Origin of the sequence: Algoriphagus sp. Y33 (genome assembly GCF_014838715.1) — a bacterium.
GTDB lineage: Bacteria > Bacteroidota > Bacteroidia > Cytophagales > Cyclobacteriaceae > Algoriphagus.
The window spans coordinates 6,127,541-6,148,484 of sequence record NZ_CP061947.1; the positions used below are offsets into that span (position 1 = coordinate 6,127,541).

Here is a 20,944-nt window from a genome sequence, read left to right on the forward strand (position 1 = left end):
GGGGATATTTTTAGTTGTCAGACAATCTTTTCAAGGTACTTTGTGATATTTTCAAACTTCAAACTTTAAGTGATTATGAAAACAAAATTTTCTTTCTTGTTTGCATTTGCCTTTATCGGAGCTGTTTTTATTTCAAGCGATCAAAAAGTGAGTGCGCAATCCGGTTCATCATGTGGTGAACAAAATATTGATTACAAAAAAAGGTTTCTTGTATCAGGTTGTAAGCGAAAGGCGGGTGATATTTGTGTGATTCGTTGCGATCAGCCGAATATGCCAACAATAAGTATCTAGATTTTAAATAATCCACTCTAAGCTTTCTAACTTTAGAGTGGATTTATAATTCGATATGAGGGGAAAAATCTTGTTTTTTATTGCCTTAAGCTTATTTTCCTGTTCTTCTCAAGAGAGTACAGATTACATAGATCCAATAGATTTCTCGAATCCCAAAATAGTGGACGAGGAAGTTAAAGATTGGATAAAAGTTGAAGAGCGTTTTCAATTGGACATTCCCGATTCTATTTCAATTGGTAAAATAATTCAAGTAGAGTTTTCTGATTCTGAGATTTTTGTACTTGAAGATGGCCTAAATTCCTCTATCCTCGTTTTTGACAGAGAGGGAGGATTTAAAAGGCAACTTTTAACGTTAGGTACTGGGCTGGGTGAGTATTCGCAAATCGAATTTTTCTTATTAAGAGAAAGCTCAATCCTAGTTTATGATCGCTCTTACCAAAAACTGATCTCCTATTCTACAACTGACTTTTCGGTACTTCAAGAATATAAGACGCAGGATTATTTTATGGGAGGTCTAGGTGGTTTTGTTGATGACCGTGTGTTTTTAGTTTCTGATTCTGAGTTGGAAGGTGAAATCTATAAGGGCTATGGGTTTTTCGATGCAGACTTTAATAATTCTAATTATATGCCACAGTTCTCGGGGAATGTAGAAGCTTTTCTCCCACAGAGCATTTCCGGTTTTGGGGGGAAGTCCTATCTGGTGCAGCCGTTTAGTAATAAGGTATTCGAGGTACGAAAGGATTCTTTGACGGTTTCATTTCGTATTGATTTTGGGGCTAAGGAAATAGCGGCAGAAGCTTCAGAGACGATAGAAGCGGAGGAGTTTTGGGCAATTTTAGAAAATGGATCTTATTATTTCGCTGCCCATAATCTGCTGAAAAGAGAAAAATCAATTGCATTTAACTTCTACAATCAGACAATAGAAAACCTAAATTTTGGTTTGATAGAAGATGGAGAAACCTATCGTTTTCCGATTGACACTTCTATAAAGGAACTCTTTTTGAAACCTATATCTGTTCGGGAAGATTTATTTCATACGGTGCTGCTTCCAGGGGAATTTGATGAAGAAGTCGCTTTCATACTTAATGAAACCACTATTGATTATGAAAAACCTATTTTGGTATCCTATTATATCGGCAAATAACTGGCTGTTTCTTCTTTGCCTAGTGCTTAGTCTTCAGACATATGGGCAAGAAAGTAAGGTTTGGTATTTTTTTTCACTCGATGAAAGAACCCCGCTTGCCTACCTTCGTTTGCTGCCCACAGATGGGAAGCAGGCTTTCTTTACTGATCTGGAAGGGAAACTAGCGCTTACAACCTCCGATATTCCACAAATTTCTTCCTTCAATATATCAGGATATGGGATCAATGATACCCTGATTTCCATTCAACAACTGATGTCTCTAGACACGGTTTTTCTAAAAGCAAAGGAATTTGAACTGCCAGAAGTGGCCATTAATTCCCGTCAGCTGAGTGAGCTGAAAATCGGGGATTCTTCCGCTGAAGGTTGGGAAGTGTCCAAGCCAATGGGGCTGATTAATGGGCCTGAAGGCGAATTTTACCGTTATACTATCCGGGTCAAAATCCCAAAAAAGAATCAGCTTTTATTAGATAAAATCAAGTTTTATGTTTCCAATATTTTGGCTGAAAAAGTTGATGTCTCTTTGAGAGTACTTTATCCTAATTCAGGGAAGCGGATTGTACCAGGCAAAATAAACTCCATAGCTGAATTCACAGAATTGCTTCAAGAGAACAAAATCATAACAGTGTCTAATTCTGGATGGCAGCAAGTAAGATTTCAGGAGCCTATGCAGATACCAAGGGGAGTTGGTGATTTGTTTATTGTTTTTGATTTGCTGGAAAAGGAGCCGAAATCACGATTCGCAATTGTTGACCAAAAGAACACCAAAGATATTGATTTGGGATTTTATATTACTGGAGGTCAAATTGGTGTTAATAATTTGGATCCAATCCATCCTGCCGTCGAGCTTACATTTTTGAAAGATTAACCTTGAATATTGAATTTGAACTCTTGAAATTATGGTTGTACACTACTTCGCCAGTGTGAGATAAAACCAATAGAGGATTTGGTAAATTCCAGCGTTGCCGCCACTTTGATCTTCTGTCATTTCCGCCTGCCATCCTTTAGGTGTGCAAAGAAAAGGAGGTTACTGGCATAATTGAGGATAGCTAGGTTCTAATTTATTAAAGCTTGAGTTATTTACATCCAGCTTAGGAATATTAACTTTGGAGTTTACAACCTGAATTCCCATTTCCTTGCAATCCCGCCCATTTTCCTATCTTTTTTCCATTTCCTACTACGGTGCCCGATATAAAGGCTGGGCACCTCAGCCTAATCAGCCAACTGTACAACGTAGGTTGGAGCGGGTGCTTCGGCATGTGCTCGGCCATGCCGATTTTTCTTTGATCGGCGCGAGTCGCACAGATTCCGGAGTTTCCTGTGTGGGTGGATATGCGCAGGTTTTTCTTCGGGAAAAAGTAGAAATGGATTCACTTCTCCCAATCATTAACGAGCATCTCCCCCAGGATATCAGGTTGAATTCTGTGCAGGAAGTTTCGGTTAGCTTCAATCTAATCCAGTCTGTGGAGCAGAAGACGTATCGTTACTATTTTTCCAATTCTGCTGATTTAGATCCTTTCGCTTCAGCTTTTGCAGTCAATGTAGTAGGAGAGTTGAATTGGGAAGCAATGAAGGAAGCTTGTCAATTGTATATCGGAAATCATGACTTTCGGGGATTTTGCAAGCCTTCGGAGAACAAGACGGATTATATACGAGAGGTGCTTTCGACTGGAATTTTTACATCAAGAGAATTTCTCGGTCAGTTTTTTCCACAGGAAATCTACTACTTCGAAATCACAGGAAAAGGGTTTCTGTATCATCAAGTTCGGATGATGATGTCTGCTCTTTGGCAAATAGGCAAAGGAGAAATAGAGCTTTCAGAAATTACTCAGCGATTTAAATCTCCGGATGAATTTGAAAAATTACCTCCTGCTCCTGCAAATGGCTTGATGCTTTGGGAGACAGTGTTGAACAACCTTTGAGGTCTTTTTTTGACCTCGAAGGGTTGAGTTGGAGACTTGATCTCTTAGAATTCCTTTGGGGTTTTCAAAACCCCGAAGGTCTCACCTCAAAATCTATCGTTGTCCTGCTTCTCCAGAAGCTGGACTCTGTAGACTGCCACACTTCGACTCTGGTCTGGGGGACTAAATCAGGCGAGTTAACCTTAAAACCTTCGAGGAGATTTCTCAGTCGTTCCTCCTTCGAAATAACACCTCAAAGGTTACTCAAAGCTTCAACTCAAACACATAATCATCCATCACATAACCATTTCCTATGTCGATGATTTCCTCTTTAATCTTTATAAAGCCCAAGTACTCGTAGAACTCAATCGCTCCTTGATTGTATTTATTTACATTCAGCAGGAGGCTGGTTTGCCCATTTTCCAGAGCAATCTCTTTGATGGTATTGATCAATTTCTTTCCAATCCCTTTTCCTTGGGCAGTAGGTAGAATGTAAATCTTATGAATTTTAGTCTTTCCCGGTTCCTGATTGAATTCAAAACCTGCAAACCCAAGCTTTTCCCCATCTTCTTCTGCAAAATAAAATAGGTATCCATCGCTTACCTGTTGCTCAAGTGTGCTCAAGCTGTACATCCAATTAAGCATGTAATCGATTTGGTCCGGACTAAGTATTTTGCCAAAAGTGTCGGGCCAAGTTCGATGCGCAATATTTTGGACAATTTTCAACTCTTCTTTGGCTGCGGGAATTATCTGAATCATAAATGGTGAATTTTAAAAGCCAATTTATTCCGATTGTCTCTGAAAAAAGAAACCGAGTCTCATTTTTTGAGGACTCGGCTTTAGTTTTTTTGAAAGTTGATTACACGTTGTTAGGTTCCGGATGTAGATATCCAGTTCTATAAGGTCTTCTCAATCTCTCAGTTGCTTCTTTATCCTCAATTACTGTCATAGTCTTGGGATCGTATTTCAACGCCCGACCGCCCAAGTCCATGGAAATATTAGCCAGAATGCAAGACGCTGTAGAAATATGTCCTTCTTCAATGTCCGCAATCGGCAATGATTTATTTTTGATCGCTTTTAACCAATCCTGCATATGAAGACGGGTTGCCGGAGCTGCATTCAGCTCGATATCCGGTTCATTTACATCTTCCGGATATTTTTCCCGCTCGAAAAGGCATTCAAAATGTATGGGTTTTTCATCTTTATCTAATGGTGTGTAATCGGCCCGCATCGTACTTCCTGCCAGCATTCCTTTATCACCGAAAATCTTAAAGGCCCATGGATACTCGGGATCGTCCGGATTTCCCCAGGTTCGGTGCTGCCAAACTAAATTCAAATCTTGGTACTCGAAAATGGCAGATTGTGTATCCGATATATTGGATTTCCCGTCTTTCTGTACATAGATTCCGCCGGTGGAAGTGATCTGCATCGGCCAACCTAGTTTCAGCATCCAGCGTACAGTGTCCAGCATATGTACACACATATCTCCGGTGATGCCGTTTCCATATTCTATAAATGTTCTCCACCAACGTTTATGTGGAATACCATCATAAGGTCTCAGTGGCGCAGGACCTGTCCAGAGGTCATAATTGAAAAACTCCGGTACAGGTTCTACCGGTGGATTGCCATCGGCGCGCATATGAAAATAGCAGCACATCTCCACATGTGAGATTTTTCCCAACTTTCCACTATCAATTATTTGCTCTTTCGCGTCAATCAAATGTGGGGTACTTTTCCGTTGTGTCCCTACTTGAACAACTTTATTGTACTTTCTGGCAGCTGCCACCATCGCTTCTCCCTCGATTACATCTACAGAAATCGGCTTTTGCACATAAATATGCGCACCTGCTTTCAGGGCATCAATGCATTGCAGAGCATGCCAGTGATCAGGTGATCCTATCAGTACGAATTCAGGCTTTTCTTTGGCCAAAAGTTCTTTATAATCTTCATATAGAGCAGGGATTTTCCCAGACTTTTGGCGGGTAGCGACCATGTCCCCAGCAGCTTTCAGCATGTTTTTATCTGGATCACAAAGCCCAACGACTTCCACATCTGCTACTTGGAGCAGGCGAAAAAGGTCTGATTTACCATACCAACCCGCACCTATTAATGCGACTTGAAGAGGCCCTTCCCGATCTTTAAAATCCATTCCTAATAATCCAAAACTGGCAAGCGTGGCCAAGGCAGATGAGCCTTTGAGAAAATCTCTGCGGTTAAGAGCATTCATTGAGTAAGGGGTTGAGGTTTATTGTAGCACATAAGTTACAAAAACACATTCCCTTCGCAACAAGAATTGGATGAGTGGACGTAAGACGAATCAGAAATGTTTAGATTGGGTCAGGCTCCGGATGTTTATAACCGTCCCTATAAGGTCTTCTCAAAAGTGCCGTTGCTTCATCATCATCAATCACGGTCATGGCTTTTGGATCATATTTTAATGGTCTTCCTCCCAGCTCCATGGACATATTTGCCAAAATACAGGATGCTGTGGAGATATGACCCTGGAGAACGTCAGCAACTGGTAAGGTGTTTTTTTCTATGGACTGAAGCCAGTCTTTCAGTTGTTCTCTAGTCGCCGGAGCGGCATGGATCTCAATGTCTTTTTCAGTGATATCTTCCGGATACTGCTCTTTCTCTAGTACTACGGGGTAATGGATTGGCTCACCATTATTTTTGCCTTCAGGATAGAAATCAGCACGCATCGGACTTCCTGCAAGCATACCGTTTTCTCCATAGATTTTAAAAGCCCAAGGATAGTCCTTGTCTACAGGATTGCCCCATGTGCGGTGTTGCCAGATTACATTCAGTTCGTCAAATTCAAAAAGTGCTGTTTGAGTGTCTGAAATATTGGAAATTGAGTCTTTATCTACATAAATTCCGCCGGTAGAAGTCACTTGTACAGGCCAGCTCAAATCAAGCATCCACCGGACAGAATCCAGCATGTGTACACACATATCACCCACGATGCCATTGCCATATTCCATAAAAGCCCGCCAGCCTCGATGTAGTATCCCACGATAGGGGAGCATGGGTGCTGGGCCTGCCCAGAGATCATAATTGAGATTTTCGGGAACCGGAATTACTTCGGGGTTGCTTTTATTTCGCATATGATAATAGCAGCAAACTTCTGCATGGGAGATTTTACCAAGCTTTCCCGAATCGATGATTTCCTTTTTTGCTTGGACAAGATGCGGAGTACTTCGTCGTTGCATCCCGATCTGAACCTTACGGTCATACTTTCTGGCTGCCGCCAAAATTGCTTCTCCTTCGATCACATCCACGGAAATCGGCTTTTGAAGGTATACATGAGCACCGCTTTTTACGGCATCAATCGCCTGAAGAGCATGCCAGTGATCCGGTGATCCGATCAATACAAATTCAGGCTTTTCTTTCGATAAAAGTTCTTTATAATCTTCATAAAGCGCAGGCACTTTTCCCGACTTTTGACGAGTGGCTACTAATTTCCCCGCTTCAGCGAGCTGCTTGCTATCCACATCACAAAGCCCTACTACTTCTACATCCGCCACTTGAATCAGTCGGAAAAGATCTGATTTGCCATACCAGCCTGTACCTATCAGGGCAACTTGGAGCGGACCTTCCCGGTCTTTGAAATTCATTCCAAGCAAGCCGAAACTTGCCAGCGACATCAGGGCAGTGCTTCCTTTTAAAAAATCTCTTCTATTTAGGGGATTCATAGGTTATGGGTTTGAGGGTTTTAGCTTTTCAAATTACAAAAAGTACGGACTTTGGCAAGAAGTTATAAGTAGGCGGAATAGGGCCGCTTTGAATGGAAATAGAATCTAATAAACTATTTAGAAGTCCAGTCCAGTTGTCTCCCGCTTTTTGCTGAGTCTGTGTCTTTGCCGCTGCCGATAGCTAGTCCTATAGCCACTCCGATAGGCAATCCAATTCCCAAATAGGCCATATTTCCTAATGCGGCACCAAAAACAACTCCTAACGGAATCCCAAAAGCAGCCATTCCCAAAGCCAGCCATTGGTTTTGATAGTGGTTTTTTGGGACTAGTTGAAGCTCGTTTTCCAGAAGTTTGAGAATTGTAGCCTGTACAGTGGAAATATGTTTGAGCAGTTGTGGATCAGGACCGGAAAAGCTATTTACTCCCGATATGATTTCATTGATTTGGAACTCGGTACTTACAGGGATCTTTTTGAGTCTGACTGCATCCAAGAGTGAGCTTAGATTATGAGCTGCTTTAGCCAGTTTTGGGTTTATTTCAAAGGATGGGCGGGGAGTGAGGGATGAGAGAGGCATAAGCAAAGTTAGAAAAACATTTTCTAAAAAAGAGATCGGTAGGATTCGATATGGATCAAGATAATTGTTGACCAAAGAATTGACATAATGGCTCCTATTCCATTGATCCATATATAGGTGATCAATATATAAGTGCGATTATCCTGATATTTATTATTTAGAGATAAAAAGGCAGGAATTAAAAATAGATGTGCTATAATTTGAAAAGGGAGAAGTAGAATCCCAAATGCAAAAGGTCCACCTCCAGTCAGCAAAAGCTTAAATGTAAAAGGGATGAATAGGAATACATTTGAAATCATAATAATCACAAACATGCTGGAGTTAAATCTTTGCATGGTAGCGATTATCATTTTTCGTGAGAGCGCGCACTAAATATGGTTCTGTCCATTTTTGGCGGATTATCCAAATCATACCCGAAAGCTATGCTATTGAGGTACTTATGGATTCGCATCCTTTCTTGCCAAGTCAAATTCCTGTATTCTTCCCCATAATTGACTTGCTGATAAGCATTTCTTGCTTGGAAGGTGGATCGGTCGAGTTTGAATTTTCTAGGACTGTCAGACGTCTTGTAAAAAGGTATAAAGCCAATTTAAAAATTTATACAAACAAAAGGTCTCTTTTTTTACTCGATCTTTTATTCATAAAGAAGCTAGGCTACATCGGCCAGCCGACATCCCACATCCAACATTCCTAAAGCTTCACTCCAAACCGTTCCCCTAATTCCGTCAAGTCCTTCACCACCGGATCAAGCAATGGAATTCCTTCTTTCATGCGAATAGCTTCCAATTCACGTTCAGGATCTCCAGGGATCAGGACTTTTTCATTTCCTGGGGTTGGTTTGGCAGCACGGAATCGAGAGATCCAATTGTCCATATGGGCTTTAAATTCATCTGCAGGACGGAATGCATCCAGACGCATCGCTCCGAAAAAGTGACCGATTCCTTCTCCCACAGGATTTGGATCCGGTTCTAAGAATGCCACGAAAGGAGGAACCCATGGGCCATAATTGGCACCTGAAAGCACTGCGGAAAAAATGTCCACGACGGAGCCCAGTGCATATCCTTTGTGCGAACCATGCTCTCTGTCTCCACCCAACGGAAGCAATGCTCCACCATCTTTTACGCCATTGGCAGATGTAGTGGGAAGCCCATCTTTGTCCTGCACCCAGCCTGTGGGCGTATCCAGCCCTTTGCGTTGTAAAATTTCCAATTTCCCGTTGGCAGCTGTAGTTGTAGCCAAATCTGCTACGAAAGGAGGCTGATCTTTTGCCGGTATTGCAACTGCAATTGGATTGGTTCCCAATAGTCTTTCCTGAGAAAAAGTCGGTGCTACCAGCGGACTTGCGTTTGTCAGGGAAATCCCGATCATATCATGATCCAATGCCTGCATCGCATGATAGCCGGCAATGCCGTAATGGTTTGAGTTTTTCACCGAAACCCAGCCTGTACCTGCAATTTTGGCTTTCTCAATAGCAACTTTCATCGCATATGGAGCTACCACCAGTCCTAGACCTCCATCCCCATCTACTACAGCAGTGGAAGGGGTTTCATGAACAACCCTCACATTAGGAGTGGCATTAATTCTACCCTTTTCCCATAATCTTACGTACCCCGAAAGTCGCGCTACTCCATGACTATCCACTCCACGGAGATCAGCTGAGAGCAGCACATCCGCAGCCGTTTTGGCTTGCTCATCCGGACAGCCGATTTTGGCAAGCATGCCCAACGTAAATGAGTGAAGTTGTTCATAGGAATAGGTCATATCTATAGGGGATTAAGCTGGCAAATAAAGTAAGAAAGGAATTTTTTTAGATAGGCTTAAAGGGCCGTTTGCTCCGGAATCAGCAAGGATGCGATAGCGCCTTCCTTCAAGGCATAATGTGAGCAGGTGATAAAATCCACCTCAATGTAACGTAGAATAAATTCAATCAGACTTGAGGCGACCACGATCATGTCCACACGCATAGGGATCATTCCTGGAATCAGCAGACGTTCTTCCTTGTTTTTGCTCAGAATCATACGATGAATAGCCTCATACTCTTCCACGGGTAACTCGAATACATGTCGCCCGGTGAGTTTACACTGAAGCATCGATTCGAAATAAATATCTGTCAGCGTATCGAAAGTTCCCGAAGCTCCCACTAGTCCAACCGGTTGGTAGGTTTTAATAGCCTCAATCAAAGGTTGGAGCTTCTCTTCCAAATAGCCTTCAAGTTTTTCAACTTCTTCAGGCAAAATAGGATCATGATAGTGAAAAAGCTCCAATAGACGCTGGCCTCCTATTTCAAAACTTTGCTTCCATAGTGACTTCTGACTATTGCCGATGATAAATTCTACGGAACCGCCTCCGATATCCATCATAAGTTCTGTTTGACCATTAAGTGAGCCTGAAAGTCGGATTCCTTCATAGATCATCTGGGCCTCTTCTGTGCCGGAAAGTACTTGGATATTAATTCCAAGGGTTTCTTTGACGGTTTTGACAAAATCGGAGCCATTTTCGGCATTTCGAACCGCACTGGTAGCAAAAGCAAAAACCTGATCTATGTGTTCCCCATCGATCAGGTTTTTGAAATGTTTGAGCGTATGAAAAGCTCTTTTTTGGGCATCTTGGCCAAGTGTATTTTGATTGATGCCGCCTTTACCCAATTTGACAGGGATTTTCTCCTTGTAAATTGTTTTAAAACTTACACCATCTAGTTCTACCAATAACAAATGAAATGTATTGGTGCCCATGTCTATTACCGCCGCCTTTCGGGTACTCATACGCTGCCAATTTTTTGGATGGGCGAATATAGAAAGTTATTTGAAATGAGGTCTTTCAACTTTGGATTTTTACCTGATTTTTTGAAAAAGGAGGTTCTGACTTTTGTCAATGGCAGATATAGGGGATCGGTGTAATCACTTTTTATATCAAATTCATTCATCAAGGTTTTTTTCCATAGCTGACAAAGCCTGTTATATTTGGGCAAGTCTAAAAACTATCGTATGGACAATCAGAATAAACCCAATTATACGTTGCCCGGGAAAGAGGGTAAAATCGAATTGCTGAAAAAGAAAAATGCAGAAGCACTTCTTGGTGGAGGAGAAATGCGGATTGCATCACAGCATAAGAAAGGCAAACTTACAGCCCGTGAGCGTGTGGATCTGCTGGTGGATGAGGGGACATTTCAAGAGATAGACAAGTTTGTGATGCATCGGGCCAAAGATTTTGGGTTGGATAAGGAACATTACCTTGGCGATGGCGTAATCACCGGATATGGCGAAATAAATGGGAGATTGGTGTATGTCTTTTCGCAGGACTTCACAGTATTCGGGGGATCGCTATCCGAAACTCATGCCGAGAAAATCTGCAAGATCATGGATATGGCCATGAAGAATGGGGCTCCTGTTATTGGGTTGAACGATTCCGGTGGAGCGAGAATCCAAGAAGGAGTAAGTTCTCTGGGAGGCTATGCCGATATATTTTATAGGAATACACTTGCTTCAGGAGTTGTTCCGCAGATTTCTGCAATTATGGGGCCTTGTGCAGGTGGGGCGGTTTACTCGCCTGCGATCACAGACTTTATACTGATGGTGGAAAATACCTCTTATATGTTTGTGACTGGGCCAAACGTGGTGAAAACTGTTACTCAGGAAAATGTCACTGCCGAGGAATTGGGTGGAGCATCGGCGCACAGTACCAAAAGCGGAGTTACGCATTTTGCCTGCGCAAATGAGTTGGAATGTATTCAGTATGTAAAAAAGATACTGAGCTATTTGCCACAAAACTGTGAGGAAATTGCTCCTGTTTATTCATATGAGCTTTTGGAAGATGAAAGCAGAAAAGAATTAGACACCTTAATACCGGAGAATCCCAACTATCCATATGATATCCGTGATGTGGTGAAAGGCATTGTTGATGAGAATTCATTCTTTGAAGTGCATGAAAATTTTGCCGATAATATTGTAGTTGGTTTTGCCAGAATAGCCGGTAGGAGCATAGGCGTAGTGGGAAACCAGCCCCAATCCATGGCAGGAGTTTTGGATAATGATGCCTCTGTCAAGGCAGCAAGATTTGTCAGAACTTGCGATAGCTTTAATGTCCCGCTGTTGGTATTGGTTGATGTTCCGGGGTTTTTGCCGGGAACGGATCAAGAATGGAATGGGATCATCACAAATGGGGCAAAATTACTGTATGCATTTTCAGAGGCTACCGTGCCGAGGATTACTGTTATTACCAGAAAAGCGTACGGAGGAGCATATGATGTGATGAATTCAAAGCATATCGGGGCTGATTTGAACTTTGCTTGGCCCACAGCCGAAATTGCAGTGATGGGAGCGAAGGGAGCATCAGAGATTATTTTCAAGAAGGAAATCGCTGAAGCTGAAGATCCTGTCGCCAAACTTCAAGAAAAAGTGGATGAGTACACGTCCAAATTTGCAAATCCCTATCGGGCAGCGAATCGGGGCTTCATTGACGAAGTAATCATGCCATCCGAGACACGTATCAAATTAATCAGAGCATTCAAAATGCTGGAAAATAAGGTGGATAAAATCCCGAGGAAAAAGCATGGGAATATTCCGCTTTAAGTAAATACAATTATCAATTTTCAAATACAATTTTCAATATGGATTCGAATACCTTTTTATATAACTATCTAAACAACGCTTCCCCCACAGGCTTTGAAGCTTCAGGTCAGCAGATTTGGCTGGACTATGTTAGGCCATTTGTGGATGATTATTTCACCGACAATTATGGGACTGCTGTTGCAGTGATTAACCCGAAGGCCGAATATAAAGTGGTAATCGAAGCGCATGCCGATGAGATCAGCTGGTTTGTGAACTACATCAAAGACGACGGTTACATCTATGTACGTCGCAATGGGGGCTCGGATCATATGATCGCGCCATCTATGCGTGTGAATATTCATACGGACAAGGGAATGATTCCGGGAGTCTTTGGTTGGCCGGCCATACATGTAAGAAAAGACGGCAAAGAAGATACCCCTACTTTGGATAATATATTCATTGATGTGGGAGCCAGAACCAAGGATGAAGTGGAGGAAATGGGGATTCATGTGGGATGTGTGATCACTTTCAAAGACGAATTGACTGAACTGAATGGGAAGTTCTACTCTGGAAGAGCGCTTGATAATAGAATCGGAGGATATATGATTGCCCAAGTTGCCAGGAGAATCAAAGAGAATAAAAAGAAATTGCCCTTTGGACTCTATATAGTAAATGCTGTCCAAGAAGAGATTGGTCTTCGCGGAGCTCAAATGATTGCTGCCAAAATCAAACCCAATGCTGCAATAATTACGGATGTCTGCCACGATACTACCGCTCCTTTATATAATAAGGTGGTAAGCGGAGATTTCACGGCAGGCAACGGGCCTGTCTTGACTTACGGCGCTTCGGTGCACAAGAAGTTGCTGGATCTGATTATCGCCACGGCAAGGAAGAGAGAGATCCCTTTTCAGCGATCAGCTGCATCACGTGTGACAGGGACTGATACGGATGCTTTTGCATATTCCAATGAAGGTGTACCATCGGCTTTGATTTCCCTTCCCCTGAAGTACATGCATACTACGGTGGAGACTGCGAGCAAAGATGATATTGAGCAGGTAATTAACTTGATGTACGAGTTCCTGTTGGAGTTTGATCCCACATTTGATTTTAGATATATAAAATAAGTCCATAGCTCAAAAGTCCATAGGCCATGTTTTCCACGGTCTATGGGCTTTACTCTACGATTCAGATGAACTACACGGATCAGCTTAATCGCACAATCTTCGTTACTGATCCGCCTCAGCGGATTATTTCTCTTGTTCCTTCGCAGACCGAGTTATTGATAGATTTGGGTTTGGAGGAAAGGATTGTGGGAGTAACCAAATTTTGTGTTCATCCCAAAGGCTTGAAAAAGCGGAAAGCTATAGTAGGGGGGACAAAGAATTATAGGGTTGACGTAATTGAATCATTGAAGCCAGACCTTATCATAGGCAACAAGGAAGAAAATGAGCAAACCGGCATAGAAGAGCTCATGGAGAAATATCCCGTTTGGATGAGTGATATCTATACGCTGGAGGACAGTTTGCAGATGATTGGGCATTTTGGAAAAATGCTAAGCGTACAAGCCAAAGCCGAAGAAATCATCAATCAGTTGAAATCAGATTTTGCTTTACCACTTTCCAGGAAGGGAACGTCTGTCTATTTGATCTGGAAAGACCCAATTATGGTGGCTGGTGTTGAAACCTTTATAAATAAGATGCTGGATTTTGCAGGATTCGAGAACTTGATCCGGATTCCACGCTATCCTCAGATTTCAGAAGAGGTGTTAGTAGACCTGAATCCTGAATATCTTTTACTAAGCTCAGAGCCTTTTCCTTTTAAGGAAATGCATATTCAGTATTTTCAATCTTTTTTGCCTAATACGAAAATCATTCTGGTAGATGGGGAGATTTTCTCCTGGTATGGAAGTAGACTACTTAAAGCGAAAGCGTATTGTGAAAGCTTATGAGTGTCAGGAATCCTTAACAAGCGCAAATCCAGGATACCGCTCATGAAAAAATTTATTTATCCGGAAGACTTTATTAAAAAAATCAATTAACTTTTGAATCGAATTAATTTGAAACTTAATACACTATGAAAAATACACGATATGCATGGGTGGCCTTGTTCGCCTTGGCTTGGTCATGTGGCCCAAAACCGGCAGATGATTCAGTGACCGAAACTGTTGTTGAGGAGGTTTTGGTGCCGGAAAATTCATTGACAGAAGAAGAAAAGGCTGAGGGCTGGATGCTTCTTTTCGATGGTGTCAATACCGATGGATGGAGAGCATTTAATGGGGATAGTTTTCCGTCCGATGGCTGGACAGTAGAAGACGGCGCTTTGAAAGCCCTTGGAAAAGGAGGGGATGTCGGTGGAGATATTGTGTTTGCCCCGGTAGAATTTGAACAGTTTGAAATGGAATGGACCTGGAAAATAGCTCCCGGAGGAAATAGCGGCGTACTCTACCATGTGGTAGAAGATCCAAAGTACAAGGCTCCATACGAGACTGGGCCGGAATATCAGATGATTGATCAGCTGGGGTTTGCAGAGCCTTTGGAGAAATGGCAATCAATCGGAGCAGATTATGCTATGACTGAACCGGATTATGAAGGAGTTGTGAAGCCGGCAGGTGAATGGAACACTTCGAAAATCATTTTCTCGGAAAAAGGATCAAGCTATTACCTGAATGGAAAGAAGACTGTCGAGTTTATGCCTTATTCTGAAGAATGGACCGCAGCCCGTAATTCAGGTAAATGGAATGACTTCCCTGACTACGCTATTTCAAAAACAGGATTGATTTCCCTACAGGATCATGGTGCAGAGACCTGGTTCAAAAACATTAAAATTAGAAAACTATGAAAAAATTAGTAGTGGTGATGCTGTTGGCGGCATCTGTGAATTTTGCGTATGCGCAGAAGAAAGTCAAACTCTTTAATGGCAAGGATCTTTCAGGCTGGACTGTTTATGGAACGGAAAAGTGGTATGTAGAGGACGGTTTGTTAGTTTCAGAAAGCGGTCCTGATGAAGATTATGGTTACTTGGGTACGGATGAAGAGTATGATGATTTTGAAGTCACACTTGAATTCAAGCAAGAAGCGAATGGAAATAGTGGGGTATTCATTCGATCTACCGTGGATGGAACAAAAGTTTCAGGTTGGCAGGTAGAAGTAGCACCTCCCGGTCATGATACCGGCGGGATCTATGAATCCTATGGTAGAGGCTGGTTGGTGAAGCCGGATCCGGAAAAAGACAAGTATTTGAAATTTGGTGATTGGAACAAAATGAAGATCGTTGTCAAAGGAGATAATGTCACATCTTATTTAAATGGAGAAGAAATGGTAAACTTCTCAGATGCCAAAATAGGTGAAGGAAAAGGCGGTATTTGCCTGCAAATCCATGATGGCGGAGGAATTAAGGTTTACTGGCGAAACATTGTTTTGAAAAAGCTTTAACAGACCAAAAGCTATAGATGAAATGCCCTGATGATCGAGTTGTCAGGGCATTTTTATTTTGTTGTAATTTTTCTCTGTCTCTATCAGCGGGTTACGATAAATGAGTGTTAAAGTCTCAGAAATCTATTGCCGGTAAAATAAAAAGGGAGATATTTGCACTCCCAAACGGCGCATACGGAGCCGGGGAAAGAGAGGAAAGGCTCTGAAGAAGCATTGAAAAAATTAATTTTGCGAGGGTGTTTGGAAGTCAGAAAAGACCACTTACCTTTGCAGACCCTTCGGCAGGGAAGGGGACAAAGCGGGGAGGGAGAAGCCTCCGAAAAACTTTAAAAATTAATTTTGGCAGAGCGTATTGCAGATTAAAAAATCTCTCTTACCTTTGCACTCCCTTCGGCAGGGAAGGGGAAAAAACGGAACGGAAACCGAAAGGTTGAAGCCTCTGACAGAGACCGCAAATGCGCGGTACCAAGTTCTTTGAAGTAATGTAAGACGAAAAAAAAATTAACCTGGTAACAGACAGGGAGACGTTTGTGGGACTTGCTTCGTGCGGTTTCACGGACAGTGTATATAATGATAATTTACAATGGAGAGTTTGATCCTGGCTCAGGATGAACGCTAGCGGCAGGCCTAATACATGCAAGTCGTACGGTAGACTGCTTTCGGGTAGTTGAGAGTGGCGAACGGGTGCGTAACGCGTATGCAACCTACCCCATACAGGGAGATAGCCCGGAGAAATCTGGATTAATACCCCATGGCACTGTGAAGAGGCATTTCTTTACAGTTAAAGATTTATCGGTATGGGATGGGCATGCGTCTGATTAGCTTGTTGGGGGTGTAACGGACCACCAAGGCGACGATCAGTAGGGGTTCTGAGAGGAAGGTCCCCCACACTGGCACTGAGATACGGGCCAGACTCCTACGGGAGGCAGCAGTAGGGAATATTGGGCAATGGACGAGAGTCTGACCCAGCCATGCCGCGTGCAGGAAGACGGCGTTCTGCGTTGTAAACTGCTTTTATCTGGGAAGAAAATGCCCCTGCGGGGGAAATTGCCGGTACCAGATGAATAAGCACCGGCTAACTCCGTGCCAGCAGCCGCGGTAATACGGAGGGTGCAAGCGTTGTCCGGATTTATTGGGTTTAAAGGGTGCGTAGGCGGCTGTTTAAGTCAGTGGTGAAAGACTCCGGCTCAACCGGGGCAGTGCCATTGATACTGGACAGCTTGAGTGTTGGAGGGGTACATGGAATTGACGGTGTAGCGGTGAAATGCATAGATACCGTCAGGAACACCGATAGCGAAGGCATTGTACTGGCCAACAACTGACGCTGATGCACGAAAGCATGGGTAGCGAACAGGATTAGATACCCTGGTAGTCCATGCCGTAAACGATGATTACTCGCTGTTATGTCTATATGATGTAGCGGCCAAGCGAAAGCGTTAAGTAATCCACCTGGGGAGTACGCCCGCAAGGGTGAAACTCAAAGGAATTGACGGGGGTCCGCACAAGCGGTGGAGCATGTGGTTTAATTCGATGATACGCGAGGAACCTTACCTGGGCTAGAATGTGAGGGAATGCACTGGAGACAGTGCAGTCAGCAATGACCCGAAACAAGGTGCTGCATGGCCGTCGTCAGCTCGTGCCGTGAGGTGTTGGGTTAAGTCCCGCAACGAGCGCAACCCCTATGTTCAGTTGCCAGCGCGTAATGGCGGGGACTCTGGACAGACTGCCTGCGCAAGCAGAGAGGAAGGAGGGGACGACGTCAGGTCATCATGGCCCTTACGCCCAGGGCGACACACGTGCTACAATGGCGCATACAGCGGGTAGCTACTTAGCAATAAGATGCCAACCTCTAAAAGTGCGTCTCAGTTCGGATCGGGGTCTGCAACTCGACCCCGTGAAGCTGGAATCGCTAGTAATCGCGCATCAGCCATGGCGCGGTGAATACGTTCCCGGACCTTGTACACACCGCCCGTCAAGCCATGGAAGTCGGGTAGACCTGAAGGCAGTAACCGCGAGGAGCTGTTTAGGGTAGAACCGGTAACTGGGGCTAAGTCGTAACAAGGTAGCCGTACCGGAAGGTGCGGCTGGAACACCTCCTTTCTGGAAAAGTCCCTGTCACCAGGAGTCTTGCATTGCTTCAAACACGTTCCCCCGAAGGGGGGAGACAAAGTTCATTGACATGTTTAGCAGAAATTGTAACAGAGGCGGTGCGCGAGCGCCGCACGAGTAGAGTAAGTGAATAAGGGCGCACGGGGGATGCCTAGGCTCTCAGAGGCGAAGAAGGACGTGATAAGCTGCGAAAAGCCACGGGGACCGGCCAATGCGGTTTGATCCGTGGATATCCGAATGGGGCAACCCCCCCGATTTATCGGGGATCCCGCAAGGGAAGCGAACGTGGGGAACTGAAACATCTAAGTACCCATAGGAGGAGAAAATAACAATGATTCCGTGAGTAGTGGCGAGCGAAAGCGGAAGAGCCCAAACCGTCCATGTCACGGCATGGGCGGGGTTGTAGGACCTGTACAATCAAGAACGACGAGACGGGAACAGCGTGGGAAAGCTGACCGCAGGGGGTGATAGTCCCGTACCGGAATCGTTGTTTTTGAGACGGGTATCCTGAGTAGGTCGGGACCGGAGAAATCCCGATTGAAACTGCCGGCACCATCCGGTAAGGCTAAATACTCCTGAGAGACCGATAGTGGACTAGTACCGTGAGGGAAAGGTGAAAAGTACCGTGAATAACGGGGTGAAATAGAACCTGAAACCGTGCGCTTACAAGCGGTCGGAGCCACTGTGTGTGGTGACGGCGTGCCTTTTGCATAATGAGCCTACGAGTTACTCCTCACCGGCAAGGGTAAGGCATTCAGTGCCGCACCCGGAGCGAAAGCGAGTCTGAAAGGGCGAATTAGTCGGTGGGGGTAGACGCGAAACCTAGTGATCTACCCATGGCCAGGTTGAAGTTGTGGTAACACACAATGGAGGACCGAACCGATAAACGTTGAAAAGTTTCCGGATGAGCTGTGGGTAGGGGTGAAAGGCTAATCAAACTGGGAAATAGCTCGTACTCCCCGAAATGTTTTTAGGAACAGCGTCGGGAATTGTATGGCGGAGGTAGAGCTACCGATAGGACTAGGGGGAGTCAAATCCTACCAAATCCTGACGAACTCCGAATGCCGTCATACAGAACCGGCAGTGAGGGCTTGGGTGCTAAGGTCCAAGTCCGAGAGGGAAAGAACCCGGACCTTCCGCTAAGGTCCCCAAATCCGTGTTAAGTTGAACAAAGGTGGTCCAGCTGCAGAGACAGCCAGGAGGTTAGCTTGGAAGCAGCTATTCCTTTAAAGAGTGCGTAACAGCTCACTGGTCGAGCGGCAGGGCGTCGATAATAATCGGGCATCAAACACGGTACCGAAGCGAAGGATTCGACTCCGATTTATCGGAGCGAGTGGTAGGGGAGCATTCCAACGGCGGTGAAGGTATGGCGTCAGCCGTGCTGGAGCTTTTGGAAAAGCAAATGTAGGCATGAGTAACGATAATGCGGGCGGGAAACCCGCACACCGCAAGACCCAGGTTTCCTGATCAACGCTAATCGGATCAGGGTTAGTCGGGACCTAACGCGAACCCGAGAGGGGTAGTGGATGGACAATGGATTAATATTTCCATACTAATTATACAGGTGATGGAGTGACGGAGTGATGAAAGATCCGCGCGGTGACGGAATACCGCGTTAAAGGCAGTAGGTATTGGACCCATAGTAAAATGCGTGGGTTTAGCCGAAGCTGACAGTACCGTGCGTCTTCGGACAGGCGGATAGTGATCCTAAGGGCTTCCAAGAAAAACTTCTAGCGCTAAGCGTATAATTACCCGTACCGCAAACCGACACAGGTGGTCGAGGAGAGTATCCTAAGGTGCTCGAGTGAATCATGGCTAAGGAACTCGGCAAAATGGCCCTGTAACTTCGGGAGAAGGGGCGCCCCCGGCGACGGGGGCCGCAGTGAAGAGGCCCAGGCGACTGTTTAACAAAAACACATGGCTTTGCAAAGTTTCAAGACTAAGTATAAGGCCTGACACCTGCCCGGTGCCGGAAGGTTAAGAGGGGATGTTACCGCAAGGGACGCATTGAATCGAAGCCCCGGTAAACGGCGGCCGTAACTATAACGGTCCTAAGGTAGCGAAATTCCTTGTCGGGTAAGTTCCGACCTGCACGAATGGTGTAACGATCTGGGCACTGTCTCAGCCATGAGCTCGGTGAAATTGTAGTCGCGGTGAAGATGCCGCGTACCCGCAACGGGACGGAAAGACCCCATGCACCTTTACTGCAACTTAGTATTGGTACTGGACAAATGATGTGTAGGATAGGTGGGAGACGTTGAAGCGGGTTCGCCAGGATCCGTGGAGTCACTGTTGAAATACCACCCTTTGTTTGTCTGGTATCTAACCCCTGTATAGGGGGACATTGCTTGGTGGGTAGTTTGACTGGGGTGGTCGCCTCCAAAAGGATAACGGAGGCTTCCAAAGGTTCCCTCAGTACGCTTGGTAACCGTACGTGGAGTGCAATAGCATAAGGGAGCTTGACTGTAAGGCCGACAAGCCGAGCAGGGTGGAAACACGGGTATAGTGATCCGGCGGTTTTGAATGGAAGAGCCGTCGCTCAAAGGATAAAAGGTACGCTGGGGATAACAGGCTGATCTCCCCCAAGAGCTCATATCGACGGGGAGGTTTGGCACCTCGATGTCGGCTCGTCACATCCTGGGGCTGAAGAAGGTCCCAAGGGTTGGGCTGTTCGCCCATTAAAGTGGCACGCGAGCTGGGTTCAGAACGTCGTGAGACAGTTCGGTCCCTATCTGTTGCGGGCGTGGGAAGTTTGCGAGGACCTGACCTTAGTACGAGAGGACCGGGTTGGACTGACCGCTGGTGTACCGGTTGTGATGCCAATTGCATTGCCGGGTAGCTACGTCGGGAAGAGATAAGCGCTGAAAGCATCTAAGTGCGAAACTCCCCTCAAGATGAGACTTCCAACTAGGGCCGTCAGAGACGATGACGTCGATAGGCTACAGGTGTAAAGGCAGCAATGCCATAGCCGAGTAGTACTAATTGCCCAAAAACTTACGCGCTGTTTGTTACAGTTTCTGCCAAGACATGTTGTTTTCCCAGGTACGGGGTATCTGGAAAGAACTTAAGATATTATGTGATGTATAGCCACAAAGATTTAGGCGGCCTGGCGCAGGGGTCCCACCTCTTCCCATCCCGAACAGAGAAGTTAAGCCCTGCAGCGCCGATGGTACTGGGGTTACACCCGGGAGAGTAGGCCGCCGCCTTATTTATTCAAAAGCCAGCACTATGCTGGCTTTTTTGCGTTGCTCCCT

Annotated in this window: 15 protein-coding genes and 3 rRNA genes; 12 read left to right on the forward strand and 6 right to left on the reverse strand. The window is 44.8% G+C overall.

The window, feature by feature from the left end; genetic code table 11:
* Positions 1–75 precede the first annotated feature (75 nt).
* The 4 genes from ID165_RS25265 (at position 76) to truA (ending at position 3,354) form a co-directional block, all read left to right on the forward strand.
* Positions 76–291: a hypothetical protein gene (locus ID165_RS25265; RefSeq protein WP_192348158.1), complete on the forward strand. Its 216-nt coding sequence runs from the start codon at positions 76–78 to the stop codon at positions 289–291.
* Between the two features lie 55 nt (positions 292–346).
* Entirely contained in the window at positions 347–1,435 is a 1,089-nt protein-coding gene (locus tag ID165_RS25270) for a 6-bladed beta-propeller (RefSeq protein WP_192348159.1), read from the forward strand.
* Entirely contained in the window at positions 1,395–2,300 is a 906-nt protein-coding gene (locus ID165_RS25275) for a hypothetical protein (RefSeq protein WP_192348160.1), read from the forward strand. Before ID165_RS25270 ends, ID165_RS25275 begins: the two co-directional genes overlap by 41 nt.
* A 268-nt stretch (positions 2,301–2,568) precedes the next feature.
* Positions 2,569–3,354: a tRNA pseudouridine(38-40) synthase TruA gene (gene truA, locus ID165_RS25280; RefSeq protein WP_192348161.1), complete on the forward strand. Its 786-nt coding sequence runs from the start codon at positions 2,569–2,571 to the stop codon at positions 3,352–3,354.
* 243 nt (positions 3,355–3,597) lie between these two features.
* Here the strand turns inward: truA and ID165_RS25285 are convergent, their stop codons facing one another.
* The 6 genes from ID165_RS25285 to ID165_RS25310 form a co-directional block, all read right to left on the reverse strand.
* Entirely contained in the window at positions 3,598–4,092 is a 495-nt protein-coding gene (locus tag ID165_RS25285) for a GNAT family N-acetyltransferase (RefSeq protein ID WP_192348162.1), read from the reverse strand.
* Between the two features lie 100 nt (positions 4,093–4,192).
* Entirely contained in the window at positions 4,193–5,560 is a 1,368-nt protein-coding gene (locus ID165_RS25290) for a Gfo/Idh/MocA family oxidoreductase (RefSeq protein WP_192348163.1), read from the reverse strand.
* 100 nt (positions 5,561–5,660) lie between these two features.
* Positions 5,661–7,028, reverse strand: coding sequence for a Gfo/Idh/MocA family protein (locus ID165_RS25295; protein WP_192348164.1), 1,368 nt, complete (start codon positions 7,026–7,028; stop codon positions 5,661–5,663).
* Between the two features lie 113 nt (positions 7,029–7,141).
* Positions 7,142–7,603 (reverse strand): hypothetical protein, encoded by a 462-nt coding sequence (locus tag ID165_RS25300; protein ID WP_192348165.1) that lies wholly within the window; start codon positions 7,601–7,603, stop codon positions 7,142–7,144.
* 690 nt (positions 7,604–8,293) lie between these two features.
* Positions 8,294–9,364 carry an Ldh family oxidoreductase gene (locus ID165_RS25305; protein WP_192348166.1) on the reverse strand — a complete coding sequence of 357 codons (1,071 nt, stop codon included), beginning with the start codon at positions 9,362–9,364 and terminating at the stop codon, positions 8,294–8,296.
* Between the two features lie 56 nt (positions 9,365–9,420).
* Positions 9,421–10,365, reverse strand: coding sequence for an exopolyphosphatase (locus tag ID165_RS25310; RefSeq protein WP_192348167.1), 945 nt, complete (start codon positions 10,363–10,365; stop codon positions 9,421–9,423).
* A gap of 222 nt (positions 10,366–10,587) precedes the next feature.
* Between ID165_RS25310 and ID165_RS25315 the strand changes: the two genes are divergently transcribed.
* The 8 genes from ID165_RS25315 to rrf all read left to right on the forward strand — a co-directional run bounded on the left by ID165_RS25315 (position 10,588) and on the right by rrf (position 20,899).
* Positions 10,588–12,171 carry an acyl-CoA carboxylase subunit beta gene (locus ID165_RS25315; RefSeq protein WP_192348168.1) on the forward strand — a complete coding sequence of 528 codons (1,584 nt, stop codon included), beginning with the start codon at positions 10,588–10,590 and terminating at the stop codon, positions 12,169–12,171.
* A 38-nt stretch (positions 12,172–12,209) separates the two neighbouring features.
* The gene (locus ID165_RS25320) at positions 12,210–13,274 is read left to right on the forward strand and encodes a M42 family metallopeptidase (protein ID WP_192348169.1); all 1,065 of its coding nucleotides are present in this window, start codon (positions 12,210–12,212) and stop codon (positions 13,272–13,274) included.
* Positions 13,275–13,300: 26 nt separating this feature from the next.
* Positions 13,301–14,098: an ABC transporter substrate-binding protein gene (locus ID165_RS25325; protein ID WP_225586893.1), complete on the forward strand. Its 798-nt coding sequence runs from the start codon at positions 13,301–13,303 to the stop codon at positions 14,096–14,098.
* Positions 14,099–14,223: 125 nt separating this feature from the next.
* Positions 14,224–14,988: a DUF1080 domain-containing protein gene (locus ID165_RS25330; RefSeq protein ID WP_192348170.1), complete on the forward strand. Its 765-nt coding sequence runs from the start codon at positions 14,224–14,226 to the stop codon at positions 14,986–14,988.
* Positions 14,985–15,581, forward strand: a complete 597-nt coding sequence (locus ID165_RS25335; RefSeq protein ID WP_192348171.1) for a DUF1080 domain-containing protein — start codon at positions 14,985–14,987, stop codon at positions 15,579–15,581. The genes ID165_RS25330 and ID165_RS25335 overlap by 4 nt, the downstream gene beginning before the upstream one ends.
* 580 nt (positions 15,582–16,161) lie before the next feature.
* A 16S ribosomal RNA gene (locus ID165_RS25340) occupies positions 16,162–17,681 on the forward strand.
* A gap of 129 nt (positions 17,682–17,810) precedes the next feature.
* Positions 17,811–20,692: ribosomal RNA gene (locus ID165_RS25345) — 23S ribosomal RNA — on the forward strand.
* Positions 20,693–20,787: 95 nt separating this feature from the next.
* A 5S ribosomal RNA gene (rrf, locus tag ID165_RS25350) occupies positions 20,788–20,899 on the forward strand.
* Together the 16S, 23S and 5S rRNA genes form the textbook arrangement of a ribosomal RNA operon.
* Positions 20,900–20,944: the final 45 nt, after the last annotated feature.